General features: G+C 54.8%; 17 protein-coding genes. 11 read left to right on the forward strand and 6 right to left on the reverse strand.

The window, feature by feature from the left end:
* Window positions 1-85: 85 nt before the first annotated feature.
* Window positions 86-844, reverse strand: a complete 759-nt coding sequence (locus tag AC5S3R_RS13400; protein WP_494267556.1) for a hypothetical protein — start codon at window positions 842-844, stop codon at window positions 86-88.
* A 237-nt stretch (window positions 845-1,081) separates the two neighbouring features.
* Between AC5S3R_RS13400 and AC5S3R_RS13405 the strand changes: the two genes are divergently transcribed.
* Window positions 1,082-1,699: a c-type cytochrome gene (locus AC5S3R_RS13405; RefSeq protein WP_494267557.1), complete on the forward strand. Its 618-nt coding sequence runs from the start codon at window positions 1,082-1,084 to the stop codon at window positions 1,697-1,699.
* A gap of 155 nt (window positions 1,700-1,854) precedes the next feature.
* Here AC5S3R_RS13405 and AC5S3R_RS13410 read toward each other — a convergent pair whose 3' ends face one another.
* The gene (locus tag AC5S3R_RS13410) at window positions 1,855-2,547 is read right to left on the reverse strand and encodes an inorganic pyrophosphatase (RefSeq protein ID WP_494267559.1); all 693 of its coding nucleotides are present in this window, start codon (window positions 2,545-2,547) and stop codon (window positions 1,855-1,857) included.
* A gap of 1,009 nt (window positions 2,548-3,556) precedes the next feature.
* Here AC5S3R_RS13410 and mqnC point away from each other — a divergent pair.
* The 3 genes from mqnC to AC5S3R_RS13425 all read left to right on the forward strand — a co-directional run bounded on the left by mqnC (window position 3,557) and on the right by AC5S3R_RS13425 (window position 7,643).
* Window positions 3,557-4,603, forward strand: a complete 1,047-nt coding sequence (mqnC, locus tag AC5S3R_RS13415; RefSeq protein ID WP_494267560.1) for a cyclic dehypoxanthinyl futalosine synthase — start codon at window positions 3,557-3,559, stop codon at window positions 4,601-4,603.
* Window positions 4,604-4,759: 156 nt separating this feature from the next.
* The gene (gene nikR / locus AC5S3R_RS13420) at window positions 4,760-5,224 is read left to right on the forward strand and encodes a nickel-responsive transcriptional regulator NikR (RefSeq protein ID WP_494267561.1); all 465 of its coding nucleotides are present in this window, start codon (window positions 4,760-4,762) and stop codon (window positions 5,222-5,224) included.
* Window positions 5,225-5,240: 16 nt separating this feature from the next.
* Window positions 5,241-7,643 carry a TonB-dependent receptor gene (locus tag AC5S3R_RS13425; protein WP_494267562.1) on the forward strand — a complete coding sequence of 801 codons (2,403 nt, stop codon included), beginning with the start codon at window positions 5,241-5,243 and terminating at the stop codon, window positions 7,641-7,643.
* 47 nt (window positions 7,644-7,690) lie between these two features.
* On the opposite strand, the gene AC5S3R_RS13430 is transcribed toward AC5S3R_RS13425, so the two are convergent.
* Together AC5S3R_RS13430 and AC5S3R_RS13435 are read right to left on the reverse strand one after the other, a co-directional pair.
* Window positions 7,691-8,191, reverse strand: coding sequence for a MogA/MoaB family molybdenum cofactor biosynthesis protein (locus AC5S3R_RS13430; protein ID WP_494267564.1), 501 nt, complete (start codon window positions 8,189-8,191; stop codon window positions 7,691-7,693).
* Window positions 8,192-9,118: an alpha/beta hydrolase gene (locus AC5S3R_RS13435; protein ID WP_494267565.1), complete on the reverse strand. Its 927-nt coding sequence runs from the start codon at window positions 9,116-9,118 to the stop codon at window positions 8,192-8,194.
* 115 nt (window positions 9,119-9,233) lie between these two features.
* Between AC5S3R_RS13435 and AC5S3R_RS13440 the strand changes: the two genes are divergently transcribed.
* On the forward strand, window positions 9,234-9,707 hold the full coding sequence (locus AC5S3R_RS13440) for a CcdC family protein (protein WP_494267567.1): 474 nt from the start codon (window positions 9,234-9,236) through the stop codon (window positions 9,705-9,707).
* Between the two features lie 6 nt (window positions 9,708-9,713).
* Here AC5S3R_RS13440 and AC5S3R_RS13445 read toward each other — a convergent pair whose 3' ends face one another.
* On the reverse strand, window positions 9,714-10,208 hold the full coding sequence (locus AC5S3R_RS13445; RefSeq protein WP_494267568.1) for a universal stress protein: 495 nt from the start codon (window positions 10,206-10,208) through the stop codon (window positions 9,714-9,716).
* 189 nt (window positions 10,209-10,397) lie between these two features.
* On the opposite strand from AC5S3R_RS13445, the gene hoxE reads away from it, so the two are divergent.
* From hoxE to AC5S3R_RS13475, 6 genes are read left to right on the forward strand one after another with little or no spacing between them, the layout of a single operon-like run.
* On the forward strand, window positions 10,398-10,904 hold the full coding sequence (gene hoxE, locus AC5S3R_RS13450; protein ID WP_494267569.1) for a bidirectional hydrogenase complex protein HoxE: 507 nt from the start codon (window positions 10,398-10,400) through the stop codon (window positions 10,902-10,904).
* Window positions 10,894-12,531: an NADH-ubiquinone oxidoreductase-F iron-sulfur binding region domain-containing protein gene (locus tag AC5S3R_RS13455; RefSeq protein ID WP_494267570.1), complete on the forward strand. Its 1,638-nt coding sequence runs from the start codon at window positions 10,894-10,896 to the stop codon at window positions 12,529-12,531. The genes hoxE and AC5S3R_RS13455 overlap by 11 nt, the downstream gene beginning before the upstream one ends.
* Complete coding sequence (hoxU, locus tag AC5S3R_RS13460; protein WP_494267571.1) at window positions 12,528-13,247, forward strand: bidirectional hydrogenase complex protein HoxU; 720 nt, start codon at window positions 12,528-12,530, stop codon at window positions 13,245-13,247. Before AC5S3R_RS13455 ends, hoxU begins: the two co-directional genes overlap by 4 nt.
* The gene (locus tag AC5S3R_RS13465) at window positions 13,244-13,780 is read left to right on the forward strand and encodes an NADH-quinone oxidoreductase subunit B family protein (RefSeq protein WP_494267572.1); all 537 of its coding nucleotides are present in this window, start codon (window positions 13,244-13,246) and stop codon (window positions 13,778-13,780) included. The genes hoxU and AC5S3R_RS13465 overlap by 4 nt, the downstream gene beginning before the upstream one ends.
* Before the next feature lie 2 nt (window positions 13,781-13,782).
* Window positions 13,783-15,210: a Ni/Fe hydrogenase subunit alpha gene (locus AC5S3R_RS13470; protein WP_494267574.1), complete on the forward strand. Its 1,428-nt coding sequence runs from the start codon at window positions 13,783-13,785 to the stop codon at window positions 15,208-15,210.
* Window positions 15,210-15,680, forward strand: coding sequence for a hydrogenase maturation protease (locus AC5S3R_RS13475; protein WP_494267575.1), 471 nt, complete (start codon window positions 15,210-15,212; stop codon window positions 15,678-15,680). Before AC5S3R_RS13470 ends, AC5S3R_RS13475 begins: the two co-directional genes overlap by 1 nt.
* Here the strand turns inward: AC5S3R_RS13475 and AC5S3R_RS13480 are convergent.
* Entirely contained in the window at window positions 15,669-17,441 is a 1,773-nt protein-coding gene (locus tag AC5S3R_RS13480) for a M20/M25/M40 family metallo-hydrolase (protein WP_494267576.1), read from the reverse strand. The two genes, AC5S3R_RS13475 and AC5S3R_RS13480, sit on opposite strands and share 12 nt — an antisense overlap.
* Between the last annotated feature and the right edge of the window lie 19 nt (window positions 17,442-17,460).

Consider the following 17,460-nt stretch of genomic DNA (forward strand, 5'->3'; position numbering starts at 1 on the left):
CTACGAGTTGCGCCCTCTTTATTTTTCTCTCGCGTGTCATCAGCGAGCAACAAGCCCTAGTCTCTACGTCCCTAGTCCCTGCCTTTTACTGTTTTCCAAACCGGAACGCAAACCCGCCGGTAAACCCAAAGCTGTTCTGCACCGTCGAGCCATAGCCCGTGGCCACATACTCCGGCACAAGCCGCAGGCTCAGCTTCGGCGTCACATGGTAATCCACCGGCGCGCCCGCCGTAATGATAAACGTATTGGAATCCTTCCACAGTCCCAGCGACTCCGGCTTAAAGCCGTTCGTGTCGCCCGAAAAGTTTCCATGCGAAAAACCAGCCATCACGCGTCCGGCAACATCCCAGCGCGGCTCCAGCTTAAAGCGGTACGTCGGTCCGCCCATCACGTTGTACACGCTGATTGCCGGATTCGTCACCGACGAGTTCGTAATCGCATTCGGACCAACAAACGGCGAGCCATAATAGCCGCGCCCGTCAATCGTCACGCCCAGCTTCTGGTTGTAGTAGCGCGTCACGCCCACATCCCACGCATACAACGTCACACGCTGCACCGTCTTGCCCGGCGTCCAGCGCAGATACCCCATGCTGGTATTCAGCTCATACAGGTGCGAGTAAACATCATGAATTGCCTGCGCCCTGCGCTGCTCGCGGCGCGCGCGAATACGCGCCTGTACAGAAAGCGCTCCCTGGTTCGTGGGCTGGGCAGCAGGCTGCTGCTCCTGCTGGTTCTCTGCCACAAGGTAACTGCTGGAACTCGAGCTGGAATCCTGCGCAAGAGCAAAGTGCCCCGCTGCCATAGCGGCGGTAAGCACCAGAACTACACGGCGAAAAGAAAACATCGGTTTCGGGCTTCCTCGACGAAATTGCAAAAACTCACCGCTCACGGTGAATCCTGTTGTTTGGGAATCTCTTCCTCAACTATTAAATCACCTGAGACCACGCATATGGGCTCTTCATTGGACGTTCTAAAGCGGGAATCGCACCCAAAACCGAACCACGCCCTAATTCTTTTCCTCCATTCACCGATAAACAAACCGAACCCTGCACTACCATCAGGACCAACGGAGCAAACAATCATGGGCCGCGTCCTTCTCGGTATCATCCTCGGCATCGCACTCGTACCCGTCGCCGCGCTTGGCTTCCTCAAGTTCGGCAGGGTACCCGTAGCCGTGGCTGACGAGCCGCTGCCCCTGGAAGACTTCGCCACAGCCCTCCCCCTCAAAACCCGCATCGAGTTCGAGCAAGTCAAAAACCCTCCCGTCAAAGCCGACGAAGACGCATTCACCGCCGGCGCCCACATCTACGCGCAGGAGTGCGCCGTCTGCCACGGCTTCCACGGCAAGGCATCGCGCTTCGGCATGCACATGGCCCCCAGGGCTCCCATGCTCTGGGAGCGCAACAGCAAGCTCAACACCATCGGCATCAGCAATGAAGAGTTAGGCGCAATCTACTGGAAGGTAGAAAACGGAATCCGCCTCACCGGCATGCCCGCCTTCAAAGGCGTCCTCACGCCCTTGCAGATGTGGCAGGTCAGTACCCTTCTGGCGAACGCCAACAAGCCCCTCCCCCCGGAAGCCCTCGCCCTGCTGAAGGGTGAATCGGTTTCTCCCTCCCCCACGGAGGCCGGCACGCAAGCCGCCGGCCTCACCGCCCCTGTGGGCATGAAGCTGGAAGTCAAAAACCAACCCAACTAGGGCGTGTCATCCAAAAAAATTCAACCCCCTGAAAAATCCTGCGGTAAATTATCCCGCTTTATTTCACACTCACAACAAATAACAAGAAAGGCCCGATTCCATATGGAGTCGGGCCTTTCCCATCACAGGCAATCTTCACCAGCTTCGGCGCAAAATCAAACCTCTTCCCGCATCTTCTGAAATGCTTTGGTCAGCGTATCGTCAATGCCTCCATAGCGCTTCTCGTAGTCGGCTCTGCTGCGCCGTATGACCTCATAAGCATCTTCACGATCGTAAACGCTTGCGATTTCAACCGAGGAATGGTGTTCGCCGGGAGCCATCTTATAGGTCAGGAAATAGTGCTCCAGCCGTCTCAGCATGGAACCGGGAACCTCGTGAATAGCGCTCCATGAGCTGAAGGCAAGATCATTCTTGAGCACTGCAATGATCTTGTCATCGGCCTCGCCCTGGTCAAGCATACGCAGGCCGCCGATGGGGACACATTCCGCGAGAACGTTGCCATGTGGAACAACACGATCGGACAATATACAGATATCGAGCGGATCGCCATCGCCCATAAGCTCACGTCCGGTTTTCTCCGAACTGAAGGCTGCGACGCTTTCTCCGCAGTAGGTTTGCGGAACAAAGCCATAGAGCGATGGACAGACATTGGAGTACTTCTGCGGCCTGTCAATCCGGAGATAGCCGGAGGTCTTATCGACCTCATACTTCATCGTGTCGGTAGGCACCACTTCGATAAAGACAGTGAGTTCCTCGGGCAACTTATCGCCGGGCGAAATGCCGTGCCATGGATGCGATTTGTACATGGTGCCCAGTAGCTTCCACAAGGGATGTTCAGAATGAGACATAGGGGACCTCCGCTTTGATCTTCAGGATTGTGCAGCGCGAGAACAGATTTCCCGCTCTCGTCCCAGACGAAACGAGGCGAAAGTGAGAGCATCATACTGCATTTCCGGTCGGCAAAGGCTAGTAGTGATGTATTAAATCTTTCAGGTGCCTCATTCCCTTCCGTGCTTTCGACGTGGGATAGTACTCCCGCCAGACTGAAGCCTCGTATCAGGCACGGCTGGTAGGCCGGAAATTTATCCCCGGCAATCAAAGTCAAAGAAAGCACCGGGCTTTAGGCTTGTCTAACGAATCCGCTCAAACAAAGTTTTGTATCAGGGCACGGCTTCAGTCGTACCGAAAAAACATAAGTTATGCCGGGCTTCAGCCCTCGCGTTTTCCCTCATCCGCAAGCATGCAAAATAAATCCCAAATCTGTGGATAACTCTTGCGCTCAATTAACCCCATTTATGCCATACTCAAAATCACCAGCAAGAAAGCCCGGTTCTAACGAACCGGGCTTTCTGTCTTTCCAGACCACAAAAAGTTTTTTTCGCGCTATTTTTTCTGCAAAGTAACCACTTTTTAGAATCCTATTAACTAACAAGTAAATACTATATTTGCGATAATCCTTTAATTTTCATAAATTTACAGAAGACTCCACTACACTGAGGCATATCAGCACAAAAGGTAGGCCGGGATTCTCCTCAGCAATCTCCTCCCCTCAAGAGAAGCCCCCTCCCTGCAGAACCTATAAACCTGTAATTCTGCAGCTCGCTCTTCTCCGCACTCTCTCTGCGCTACGATAGAGCCACAAGGAGCCGCACATGCTGGAAAAACTCCGCAACGCGCTGAAATTCATCCTCATGAGCATGGGCGTATCCACGCCGCAAAAGAAGCCAATCAAGCCCGTCGCAAAATCCAATTCCTAGCAGGAGCTATCCGGCGACCATCGGGAGCCGCACAAAAATCGACCGCGGCCCAAAGGCCGCAGTGGCTGCATGCAATGCCAATGGTTGCTAAAATCTGCTTATGTCGCTGACCCGCCAACAAGCTCTCGACTACTTCCACTCCGCCGACCTCATCGGCCTCGGCATGGAGGCTGACGCCGTCCGCCGCCGCATGCACCCCGAGGAAGTCGTCACCTACATTATTGACCGCAACATCAACTACACCAACTTCTGCACCGAGTACTGCACCTTCTGCGCCTTCTACCGCCCGCTCAAGGGGCCCAAGGCCGCCGAAGGCTACATCCTCGAGTTTGAAAAGATCTACGAGAAGATCGCTGAAACCGTGGAGATGGGCGGCACCGGTGTGCTGATGCAAGGCGGCATCCACCCCGACCTCAAGATTGACTGGTTCGAGCGCCTCTTCACCGGCATCAAGCAGCGCTTCCCTGAAATCTGGCTCCACTGCCTCTCGGCCAGCGAAATCCTCGCCATCGCCGAGTACAGCGAAATCAGCCTCCGCGAAACGATTGCAAGACTCCGCGACGCCGGCCTCGACAGCATCCCCGGCGGCGGCGCAGAAATCCTCGACGACGACGTCCGCAAGCGCATTGCCCGCTTGAAATGCCGCACCGAGGACTGGCTCAGCGTGCACCGCACCGCGCACCAGCTCGGCATGCGCACCACGGCCACCATGATGTTCGGCGTAGGCGAAACCCTCGACCAGCGCATCAACCATTTCGAAGTCGTGCGCCAGCTTCAGGAAGAAACCGGCGGCTTCACCGCCTTCATCCCCTGGAGCTTCCAGCCGCACCACACCGCGCTGGGCGGCCGCGGCTGGGACGAAGCCACCTCCGTCGAGTACCTGAAGACGCTGGCCATCTCGCGCCTCTACCTCGACAACATCGACAATGTGCAGGCAAGCTGGGTTACGCAGGGCCTCAAAGTTCTGGAACTAGGTCTCCACTTCGGCGGCAACGACGTAGGCTCGGTCATGCTCGAAGAGAATGTAGTCAAAGCCGCCGGCACCAGCAACTGCACCACCGAAGAAGAATTACGCAGAATCATCCGCGACGCCGGCTTCAAACCCGTCCAGCGCGACACTCTCTACCGCACCATGTTTTTGAATTAGCCCCAGAATGAACACGGCAACGTGTTCGCAGCCACACAAAGCGTCGATGGCATCCATTTGCTATTGGCGCTTTTTATTGGCATGTCGTAGCATCTTTTGCGAAGTCGTGCTACGCCATTCAGTGTCGTGAAATCGCAACCGCCATGGAGCCCGCAGATGGGAGTTTTAATCCGAATTGGCATCGCACTCGATTCCGACCTGCTGCAGCGTTTTGACCACTCAATTGAGCAACGCGGCTACACCAACCGCTCCGAGGCCTTCCGCGACCTCATCCGCGACCGCCTCGTTTCCGAACAAATCGCCCTGCCCGATGCAACCGTAATCGGAACCGTCACGTTGATTTATGACCACACTGTGCCGGACCTGCCCAGCAAGCTGATGGACCTGCAGCACGATCATCATGACCTGGTTGTCTCAACCAGCCACGCTCATCTCGACCATGATTCGTGCCTTGAAGTCGTGATTGTTCGCGGCAAATCGTCGTGCGTAGAGCGATTCGCTGACCGCCTCATCGGCATGAAAGGCGTCCAGCACGGACGCCTTGTAATGTCCGTCGCTGCAAATACCTTCGAGCGCAAACACGACCATAGCCACGAGCACGATCGCACGCATTTGCACTGAAGAGCCGGGGAGAAAAATGGCAAAACTCACGCCCACTCGTATTACGATTTTTAATTTCGTAATACTCACGGCTCTCCTTAGCACGGCCATCTCAGCAATCGCGCAAGGCTCCTCACACCAGCTATCGGGAACTGTCGTGGACAGGTCAGGCGCGGTCGTTACCGAAGCCACCATACAGCTCCGAAGCACAAACAGCACTGTGCAGCGAGCAACAGAATCGGACAGGGACGGCGCCTTCTTTCTTTCCGGGCTTCCAGCCGGCAGTTATCAGCTAGTGGTATCGGGTTCCGGCTTTGAAACCAGGGAAATATCCGTCGCCATTGGAACCGCTGAATCACCCGCCCCTCTGCGCATCTCTCTCGCTGTAAGTTCCGTAACCACCACCGTCAGCGTGCAGGGCCGCGAAGACGACCTGCTCGAAATTGCAAACTCCGCCACGCAGGGAACAATCGGAGCAAAGGAGATCGCGGACCGTCCGATTCTCCGGGCAGGAGAAATCATGGAGACCATTCCGGGCGTCATCATCACGCAGCACGCAGGCGGCGGAAAGGCCAATCAGTATTTCCTCCGCGGCTTCAACCTCGACCACGGTACAGACTTCGCCGTCTTCCTCGATGACATGCCGCTCAATCTGCCTTCGCATGCGCACGGGGAAGGCTACTCCGACATGAACGCCGTCATCCCCGAGTTCGTGCAGCGGGTCAACTACGAGAAAGGCCCGTACTACGCTGATGTAGGCAACTACGGCTCGGCAGGCTCCGCCCATCTGGAGTTTTTCAAAACGCTCCCCCGCGACTTCTTCCAGGTTGAAGGCGGCATGTACGGCTATGGACGAACTGTTTTCGGCGCATCGCAAAAGCTGGGCGCAGGCAACCTGCTCTTTGGCGGCGAGGTCTATCACGGCGACGGCCCATGGAAGCATCCAGACGACTACTTCAAATACAACGGCCTGCTAACCTACAGCCGGGGCTCGGATGCCCGCGGCCTAAGCATCACTGCTCTCGGCTATCACGGCAAATGGAACTCAAGCGACCAGATTGCGGCGAATGCTGTTCCTCTCGTTGGCCTCTTCGGCGCAATTGACCCCACAGATGGCGGCAGGTCAGAACGATACAGCCTGCAAGGCGAGTGGCATCACCAGAACGCGGGCTCTCTTACAAAAGTCACGCCCTACCTGTTCTATTACGATCTCAATCTCTATTCCAACTTCACCTACTACATGGTGGACCCGATTCGCGGCGACCAGTTCAATCAGAATGACCGCCGCTGGGTGGCCGGAGTCGATGCGCATCACACAATGTATAGCGAGTGGGGCGGCCACAAGGTGCAAAACACCTTTGGCTTCCAGTTGCGCAATGACTGGATTGGCAACGGCCTCTACCAGTCGTCGAAGCGTGTGCGCACAAACAAGACAGATTCGGCCACCGGCAACACCCTGCCCGCAACCACGCAGAGAGATAACTTCACGGACTTGATGATTGGCATCTACGGAGAAAACCGAATCCAGTGGGCAGAAAAGTTCCGCTCGGTAGTAGCTCTGCGCGGCGACATCACGCACCTCGACATCACCAGTCTTGTCACTTCCGCCAACTCCGGCACAGTCACCAAGGCCATCCCCAGCCCCAAGATAAGCTTCATCCTTGGCCCGTGGGCGAAGACCGAGTTCTACCTCGAAGGCGGCTCCAGTTTTCACTCCAACGACGCACGCGGCACCACGCTAACGATTGAGCCGGTTTCGTCGGATACCCCTTATCCCAACACACCAGGCAACAAAATTCCTCCACTCATCCCAACCAAGGGAGCGGAAGTCGGCGTGCGCACCGCCGCCGTACCGCATCTCAACAGCACGCTTTCCTTCTGGTATCTGCACAGCAAATCGGAGCTGCAGCAGGACGGCGACACCGGCGGCACAACAGCCTCCACGCAACCCAGTAACCGCTACGGCTTTGAACTGGCCGACTACTACACTCCTGCGGAGCATTGGACAATCGATTTCGACATAGCCAACTCAAAAGCTTTATTTGGCGATGTAGACGGCGACGATGCGGCACCTAACAGCCCCGGTGGAAGACGTGTTCCAGAAGCAGTCGGACTGGTCATTGCGACGGGCCTCACCATGCACGACCTCAACAACTTTTCCGGCTGCCTGCGCCTGCGTTACTTCGGCCCGCGCGACTTAACTTCCGACCGAATCTACCGCTCCAACTCAACGGCAATGTTCAACGGAGAACTCGGCTATCGGATCAACAAAACATGGAGTCTGTCGGCCGAATTTCTGAACCTGCTTGACCGCAGCGACCACGACATTGACTACGCCTACGAGTCACAGATAACACCAACAGCCACGCCCGCATTCACAGACGTCTTCCACCCCGTCGAACCGTTTCAGACGCGCTTCTGGCTACGCGGGACTTTCTAACGCAACCCGGCTGCCGATTCAATCAAACTGCTGGTAGAGGGCGGTCCTTACGGATGCAATTGCCCTCCGCTGGCAACTTCAATTGCATGTTTCAACAACGGCAAAATCGTAGCAAGGCTTTCCGTTGCGCCACGTTCGCTCCCCGGCAGATTCAGAATCAGCGTGCTTCCCTTCAAGCCCGCCACAGCACGCGAAAGCCACGCAAACTTGTTCTTCGTTGCGCCCTGCGCGCGCATCGCCTCGGCCAATCCCGGCGCTTCGCGATCCAGTACGCGACGCGTCGCCTCCGGAGTCCGGTCACGCGGACCAAACCCCGTACCGCCAACAGTCAGAACCAGGGCCACGCCATCGGAAGCAAGCTGCTCAAGCAAAGCAGCGATGGAATCTTCGTCGTCCGGCAATAGAGCCGCATCAATCGCTGCATCAGGCCATTGCTGCCGCAGCAACGCAGCCGTAGCTGGACCGGCAGTGTCCTGCATCAGCCCCTGTGAGCAGCGGTCGGAAATGGTAATCACAGCAAAGCGCATGAGCTTGATTGTAGATGCCATTTATGGCCGTGTAATCCCAATCGTATGCAGCCATGTCTCCACCAGCTGCGGCCATGCGGTAACAGGCAGCGCTGTACGCCGCAATCCGTAACCATGCCCACCCTCGGAATAGATATGCAACTCCGCAGGGACCTTCGCCTGCTTTAACTGCAGAAAATAGTTCGTCGCGTTCTCAACATGAACCGGGTCATCCTCCGCCTGCACGATAAACGTCGGCGGAGCCTGCCCAGTTGGGTTGATTTCAGGATTCGTTTTCATACCCAGCTCCGCAATCGCCAGGTAGCCCGGATAAACAATCACCGCAAAATCCGGCCGGCACGAAAGCTGGTCCGCTGCATCAATGGAGTCATAAATCCGCTTATCAAAGTGCGTGCTGAGCGCTGCCGCAAGATGTGCTCCCGCAGAAAAGCCCAGAACGCCAATACGCTTGGGGTCAATCCCCCACTCCGCCGCATGCTGCCGAACTAGCCTAACGGCCCGTTGCGCATCCTGCAATGCAGCAGGAGACTTCGGATAAGGGCCGGTATTGGGAACGCGATACTTAAGCAACACGCAAGCAATGCCAGCAGAATTTAGCCAGTCGCAAACCTCCGTACCTTCCAGGTCGATGGCAAGAATCTGGTAACCGCCTCCCGGAAAAACAACCACGGCGGGAGCCACGCCGCTGGAAGCCTTCAGCTTGTACAACGTAATTGTCGGCGCGGTCACATTGCCAAGACGAATCAAGGGCCTTCCTGCAATAAGACCGTCTTTCGCTGTGGTCATATCCGCCTCGGCAGGTGGATTTGCCGGAGAGCCACCGGGAACCCCCTTGGACCAGATAGGAATCTGTGTGTGTCCCGCAGCAGGCTGCCACGCTGGCGCCTGCGCATGCAAAACGGAAACGAGCAAAAGAATTCCCGGCAGAAAAGCCCCAGAGAAACGCATAAGTTGGCTCCAGAAAATAAGTTACGAAACACCCGGCAGAGATAATTACAGCCCGTGGGATGGAAATGCAACTGCCCACTCGCAGAGCTGCCGGGGCTTAGCTTAGATTAGAAATGTGAGGTTTGATTTACATTCAGTCTGGGTCACCGCTCTCGTTTCCCTTGTCGGACTGGCCGGCGTAATGGCCTGGAGAATCCGCGAAGGCCGCACAGCCGTAACCATTCGCAAAATTGTGATGCCCCCTCTGGGCATGTCCACAGGCTTCTGCATGTTTCTAGTTCCGGCATTCCGTGTGCCGTGGGCATGGGCAGTAATTGCCTTCGCAGCCGGCGCAATTTTGCTGGCATGGCCGTTGCTTGCCACTTCGCGGCTGGTTCGCGCTGGCGAGGCCATCATGATGGAGCGTTCCGCAGCCTTCTTCGGCGTCGTCATCTTCCTCGCGGCAATCCGATTCCTCGCCCGCGGCTACCTCGATACTGTCATGACAATCCAGCAAACAGGCGGACTCTTTTTCATCCTCGCCTTCGGCATGATTGTCCGCTGGCGCCTGCGCATGCTGACGGAATATCGCGCACTGACCGCACAGTAACCTGCGTTACGCGTGTCCAGTTGCAACGGGCACACCCACTTCAGCCTCTCCACAAACACATACGGCAGTGTCATCTGCAGGCGGAACACAAAGCACCGGGCACGGCGCATTGCCAAGCAGCTTGCCTGCGACTGCGCCAAGTGCAAGCCTGCCCAGCGATCTTGCACCATGCGTGCCTAGAATAATCAGATCCGCCTGATAATCACGCACAGCTTGCAGAATGCGCTGGTATACAACTTCTGTTTCCAATGCGGTATGCAGCGGAAGATGCTGGGAGCTCATCTCCTGCTCGAAGTACGCAAGTTCCTCTCGCGCAATCGGATCTTCCGGGGCATTCTGTGAAAACGCGTAACTGACAGGATCAATGGAGTGCATCAGCACCAGGGTGGAACGATACACCCGCGCAATCGACTGGGCATATTGCAGCGCCGGCGAATTGGGACTACCAAACTCTTCAATAACAAGAATTGTGTGAAACTGCGCTTGATTCGGGGCTTTCATAGGACTTCTCCTGGCAAATTAACTTTGCGCTAATAGTTGCCATAGGACCGTGATGTATGTCACAGTTCGGGCGTGCCCACAAACGGCGCATTTCATACCGCGTACTCGTGACTCTCGTCACTGCTATCTTTTTGTACTCGCTCCATGCTTGCAGTCAGGCCGTTATTGTCAGTTCCCGGAGGAAATGCAATGGCCACTTATACAACGCATCCCACCGCGCCAAGCCAGGACAAGCGCTGGAAGCTGGTGGATGCAACCATGCGACGCATCGGTAAAAGCCCACGTAGCCTGATTGAGACTCTTCACACAGTTCAGGAAGCCTTCGGTTACATTGACGAGGAGGCTCTGCGATACGTCTCCATGTCTTTACATGTGCCGCTGAGCAGCGCTTATGGTGTAGCAACCTTCTACCACTTCTTTACGCTCAAGCCCGCCGGTAAACATACATGCGTCATCTGCCTCGGCACAGCCTGCTACATCAAAGGCAGCCAGCAACTGCTTGAAACAATGCAGAACAGCCTGCATGTACTTCCCGGAGAAACAACAAGCGATGGCGAAGTATCCCTGCTAACCGCACGCTGCCTCGGCTCATGCGGATTAGCGCCCGCTGTTGTTTATGACCAGGAGGTTGCAGGCAAAGTTAGCGTCGAATCACTGCGCGACAAGTTACATACATGGAGCCAACATGACGCCTGATGAACTGGAGCAGATTGCCGAACGCGAGCAAAAGGCGCAGCAGGGCGCAACGGAACTGCGTGTGTGCGTTGCTGCAGGATGTCTTTCCTGTCAGAGCGACAAGGTGAAAGATGCACTCAACGCAGAGGTAAAAAAACGCGGAGACAGTGGTTGCAAAATAAAAGGCGTTGGCTGCATGGGGCTTTGTGCAGAAGGCCCGCTGATAGCGAACAGCAACGGCATTATGTACAAACTGGTTCAACCAGAAGACGCGCTCCTGCTTCTTGACTCATTAAACGGAGAGCCTCCTGAGCGCATCAAGTGCCCGACCGACACACCGTTCTTCCAATCACAGCAAAAAATCGTCCTCGAAAACTCAGGCATCATCGATCCCGAGCGTATTGAGGAATATATTGCACGCGATGGATACAGCGCACTGGTCAAAGCCCTGACGGAAATGACTCCGCAACAAGTGGTTGGGGAAATTACAACCAGCGGCTTGCGCGGACGTGGCGGAGCTGGTTATCCAACAGGTCTGAAGTGGAGCACCGTAGCAAAATCAGTCGGCACAGAAAAGTTCGTCATCTGTAATGCCGACGAAGGCGACCCTGGCGCATTTATGGATCGCAGTGTGCTCGAGAGCGACCCGCATCGCGTCATTGAAGGCATGTTGATAGCCGCATATGCAGTTGGCGCACAGGAAGGCTACCTCTATGTACGAGCGGAATATCCCTTAGCCATCAAGCGTCTTAAAACTGCCATTCGCCAGGCGGAACGGCTTGGTTTGCTCGGCGCAAATATCTGCGGTACGCGCTTCAGCTTGCACTTGGATTTGCGGCTTGGCGCAGGAGCCTTTGTATGCGGTGAAGAAACGGCTCTGATTGCCTCCATTGAAGGCAAACGCGGCACGCCAAAGTCGCGGCCTCCCTACCCTGCCGTCTCGGGGCTAATGGGCGCGCCTACTCTTATCAACAATGTGGAAACATACGCCAATGTAGCGCCAATCATTCGTCATGGCGGCGCGTGGTATGCAGGCATTGGCACCGAAAAGAGCAAGGGCACAAAGGTTTTTGCATTAGCAGGGCGAGTACAAAACACCGGCCTAGTAGAAGTGCCCATGGGAATCACACTGCGCAAAATGGTTTTTGATATCGGTGGTGGAATTCCAGAAGGACGCCAGTTCAAGGCCGTGCAAACAGGCGGACCATCCGGAGGCTGCCTGCCCGAATCCACACTCGACATGCCCATCGAATACGAGTCTCTGGCCAAGGCTGGCTCCATTATGGGCTCCGGCGGAATGATTGTGATGGACGAAAGCTCGTGCATGGTAGACGTGGCGAAGTATTTCATGGATTTCTGCATGACAGAGTCTTGCGGAAAGTGCGTTCCATGCCGGGTTGGCACATATCAGATGCATCGCATCCTGAGCGCCATCACCACAATGACAGCGACGCCGAAGGACATGACCATGCTGGAAGAACTGTGTGACTTGGTGAGGCATACAAGCCTATGCGGTTTGGGGCAGTCTGCTCCAAATCCAGTTCTCAGCACACTGAAATCATTTGCTACAGAGTACAAAGCGCATATTGAAGAGCACCGATGTCCCGCAGGAGTGTGCGGACCGAAATCAGAAGGAGTGGACGCATGACACAGACGGGTGATGTGAAAACCCTGAAGATTGATGGCCGCGATTTAAGCGCCCGTGCGGATGAAACCGTTCTGGATATCGCACGGCAAAATGGCATCTTCATCCCAACCATGTGCGAACTGGAAGGCCTTTCATCGCCAGGCGCATGTCGGTTGTGCCTGGTAGAGGTAAAAGGCTCAAACAAGTTGTTGCCCGCGTGCCTGACAAAAGCAGAAGAAGGCATGGAAGTAACAACCGACTCCGAGCGACTGGTGAACTACCGCCGCATGATTATGGAACTCTTCTTCACAGAGCGTAATCACGTTTGCTCGGTATGCGTATCCAACGGGAACTGCGAACTGCAAGCATTAGGACAAAAAGTAGGACTAACGCACATTCACTTCCCGTACCGCTTCCCAAAAGAACCCGTCGATGCCTCGCATGATCGCTTTGTAGCTGACCACAATCGCTGCATTCTATGCACACGGTGCGTGCGCGTATGCGACGAAATTGAAGGCGCTCATACATGGGATGTAATGGGGCGCGGGATTCAATCGCTGGTTGTAACCGACCTCCATCAGCCGTGGGCGAATTCGGAATCCTGCACGGGCTGCGGAAAATGCGTACAAGTCTGCCCAACAGGAGCCTTGTTTGAAAAAGGAAAGTCAGTGGCTGAAATGCACAAGCGGCGGCAGTTTCTGCCGTATCTAACCCTGATGCGCGAGGAGCACGAATGAGCCGAAAAAAGCTGGCAACGGTATGGCTGGATGGATGCTCGGGCTGTCACATGTCGTTTCTCGACATGGATGAGCGGTTGATTGACCTCGCAGGTAAGGCCGAGCTTGTATACAGCCCTTTGGTAGACAGGAAAGACTTTCCTCAGGATGTGGACATCACGCTGGTGGAGGGCGCAGTGAGCAGCGAAGAAGACCTGCATAAAATTCAGCTTGTCCGCTCCCATACAAAGTGCCTTGTCTCACTCGGCGATTGCGCGGTAACGGCAAACGTTCCAGGAATGCGCAATCCGTTCCCTGTAATTTCCGTGTACGAGCGTGCATATCGTGAAACAGCAACGCTTGATGCTGGCGTCATACCCGACAAAGTGGTGCCGCGCCTTCTGCCTCATGCGCGACCCATACATGAAGTTGTAACTGTTGATGTATTTATTCCGGGATGCCCACCTTCCGCAGACGTAATTTATACGGCTGTGACTGCGCTGCTGGAAGGAACGCACCCTGATATTAGCGCGATAACGCGCTTTGGAGCGTGAGTATGGCTGCGACTAAGACACTCACCATCGATCCGGTAACTCGCATTGAAGGGCATTCCAAGATTACGCTGCATCTCGACGAAACAGGCCGTGTAGCAGATGCACATTTCCATGTAACGCAGTTTCGAGGCTTTGAAAAATTCTGCGAAGGGCGGCCGTATGCCGAGATGCCATCGTTAATGGCGCGCATCTGCGGCATCTGCCCAGTCAGCCACTTGATTACCTCCGCAAAGGCCTGCGATGCGCTACTCGCTGTGCGCATTCCGCCTACGGCAGAAAAGCTACGGAAATTGATTACGCTTGCACAGGTAGTGCAATCGCACGCTCTCAGCCTCTTCCATCTCTCGTCTCCGGATTTGTTGCTGGGTATGGATGCGGACCCGGCCAAGAGTAATCTCTTTGGCGTATTCGAGGTTGAGCCGCAACTAGCACGTGATGGCATTGCTCTGCGTAAGTTCGGCCAACAGATTATCGAGCGACTGGGCGGCAAGCGAATTCATCCGGCATGGGTAGTACCTGGCGGAGTAAGCGATCCGCTCTCGCAACAGAACCGCGACAGCATCCTTGCAGAAATTCCTGAAGCGCTGAAGATCACACAGCGCAGCATGACGTGGCTGAAAGGCGTTGTAGAGAAGTTTGCGAACGATGTGGATTCATTTGGAAGCTTCCCTTCCCTGTTCATGGGAATTGTCAATAGCGATGGAAACCTTGCCTTCTATGATGGCAAGCTGCGTTTTACAGATGCGACAGACACAATCGTCGCCGATAGGCTTGAGGTAAAAGACTACGCAAAGTTCCTTGGTGAAAAAGTTGAACCGTGGAGCTATCTCAAATCTGCCTATTATGTACCGCAAGGATTTCCTGATGGCATGTATCGCGTAGGCCCCCTCGCACGGCTCAATGTTGTGCAGAGTTGCGGCACACCTCTTGCCGACGCTGAGTTGCAAGTGTTTCGCAAAGCATACGGCAAGACTACACTGAGTTCATTCCATTACCATCATGCGCGGCTGATTGAAATCCTTTACTGCATTGAGAGGATGGAAGAGCTACTGAATGATTCAGACATTCTCTCCACACATGTGCGCGCCATTGCAAGGCCCAATGCGTTTGAAGGAGTCGGTATCGCAGAGGCTCCGCGAGGAACGTTGCTGCATCACTACAAAATTGATGAACAAGGGCTGATTCGTTGGGCCAACTTAATCATTGCAACTGGACAAAATAACCTGGCAATGAATAAAAGTGTTTTGCAAGTAGCGCAGCAATATGTGCATGGCGAAAAAATCACACACGGAATGCTGAACCGCGTAGAAGCTGTGATTCGCGCCTATGATCCATGCTTGAGCTGCTCCACGCACGCAGCCGGACAGATGGCGCTCAAAGTCCAACTGCTTGGGCCAGACGGAAACATGCTGGATGAAGTGGTGCGTTAATGGTGGGTGCTCTCGTAATCGCCTACGGCAATCCGCTGCGCGGAGATGACGGGGCTGCCTGGGTTGTTGCCAATCAGTTGCAGTACCTTGCACCTGACTCTGTACAGATTCAATGTGCGCATCAGCTCTCGCCAGAATTGGTAGATTACATGCACGATGCGGAGTTAGTTGTTTTCATAGATGCAACGGAAGGCGGTCACGCCGGCAATGTGCAGTGCGTCCCGCTAATTGCAAGATCACAGGCTACACGCTTTTGGCACCATATCAATCCTGAAGAATTGCTGGCGCTGTGCAACGCGTTATATGCAAAAAGTCCTCAGGGATTACTTGTAACCGTGTGCGGCGAACAGTTTAATTACGGGTTTTCCCTCTCTTCTTCCGTTGAGAACGCTATTCCAAAAGCCGTCACAGAAATATGCACATTGCTTGCAAACAGCGGCATTCAGATGCGCTCAGCTCTATTTCGCTGACGGATTTGGAAGAAAGACGGGAGGCGTCTTATCTGTGGCAAATCTCCAACCAGTCAGATATGCAAGCTGAAGAATCTTAGTCATTTTGGCAAAGTCAATCTTCTCGACTGTATCCGTTGTGTGATGGTAGTCAGGATGAAACCCGGTGAACCACCAGAACGCAGGAATCCCCTTGAGCACAAATGGGAATTGGTCCGAACGGAAGAAGACGTTCAGCACTGAGTCGTGATCGAAACGATGGTCCAAATCAAGACCGACACTCTTATTTTCTTCTTCAATCACACGCTCATACTCGGGAGAGTACAGAGCGCCAATGAGGTTCAACCTATTGGACGTGTCTGCAGGAATTTCAATCAGTCCATTCGTCTGTGGGCTTGGCTTTTCATCGCGTCCGATCATGTCAAAATTGATCTGCGCACGCGTCGCAGCAAGCGGCCGCAGAGGATGCTCAGCCATCCAGTAGGCTCCAAGTAGCCCCCTCTCTTCTGCAGCGAAGACCACAAAGAGAATGCTGCGTTTAGGCCGTGTCGGATTGGCAGCAAACGCATGAGCCAGCGTTACCACGCCAACAGTTCCAGAGCCGTTATCATCTGCGCCATGCCATATTTCAAGGCAGCCGGGACCGGCGGGAATCTCGCGGCTTAGCTGGTCAACACCAGTCTTTCCTTCCGGGCACGGAGCTTCGCCATCATGATCGTGGTGCGCCGTGATTAACACCGTCTCCGCCTTGAGGCGCGGGTCGCTTCCTTCAAGTAATCCAGCCACATTGGCTGTCTCGGCCACACGCTCGCTCGCATTTCGCATGTGCAGAGTAACGGTCGCTCCCTCAATGGCCCGCGATTGCGGTTTCAGTTCTCCATCGATTTTCGATTGCAGATCGGAAAGAGTGACTCCGGTACCAGAAAAAATTTCCCGCGCAACTGCGTCTTGTACGGTCACAAGAGGGATATGTAACTCATCGTCTTCAATGGCCTGCGTTGCCAAAGGCACTGCGCGTGTAATCGATCCTCCAATTCGAGAAGCACGCTCTGCATTGGTAAGATGATGCCGGTTTGGCTCAGCAACCAGAATGGCAGCAACTGCTCCATGCGCCTGCGCATTCAGCAGCTTCACACGAGAAGTTGCATAACGCGTTAATCCCGTTCCATTGAAAATAGATTTCGGATCATCTTCCTGTGGTTCATGGTCAAAGACCAGGGCAATCTTCCCCTTGACGTCCAACCCCGCATAATCGTCATAGCCTAGCTCCGGCGCAGTAATGCCAAAACCTGCAAAAACGATCGGCGCTGTAAGATCCACAGCATTCTTATAGCTGCCAAAAGCTTCGGGGGCGTGATAGACCTTCGTTTCTCCGCCATGCGAAAGCGCAAACGAAAACGCTGTCCTATCCGCTCTAAATTCGGCCAACTTAAACCGTTGAAGATAGCTTGACTTGCCCGCAGCATCTTTTGCTGCCGGACACAACCCCGCTTTCTGGAACTCCGCGGCTATCCAATCGATTGCCTTCTCGTCTCCTTGAGCGAGGCTTAGGCGTCCTTCCAACGCATCCGACGCCACATAGGTCAGGTCTCGTTTTAAGGTCTCAGACTGAATCGTTTGAAAGCCTGTTTTCAACGACGCAGGAACACCGCTTGTCTGCGCCGACACTAAGGCGCTCATGGCGCCAGCCAGTCCCACAACCCACAATGAACGCATCATGACAGCGATACTAACGTACCGACGACAAATTCGTGACGATTGCCGCAAATTTTTCTGCGGCAACCCTTATCATCTATACGAG

Source organism: Occallatibacter sp. FHG110214_02 (assembly GCF_059115385.1).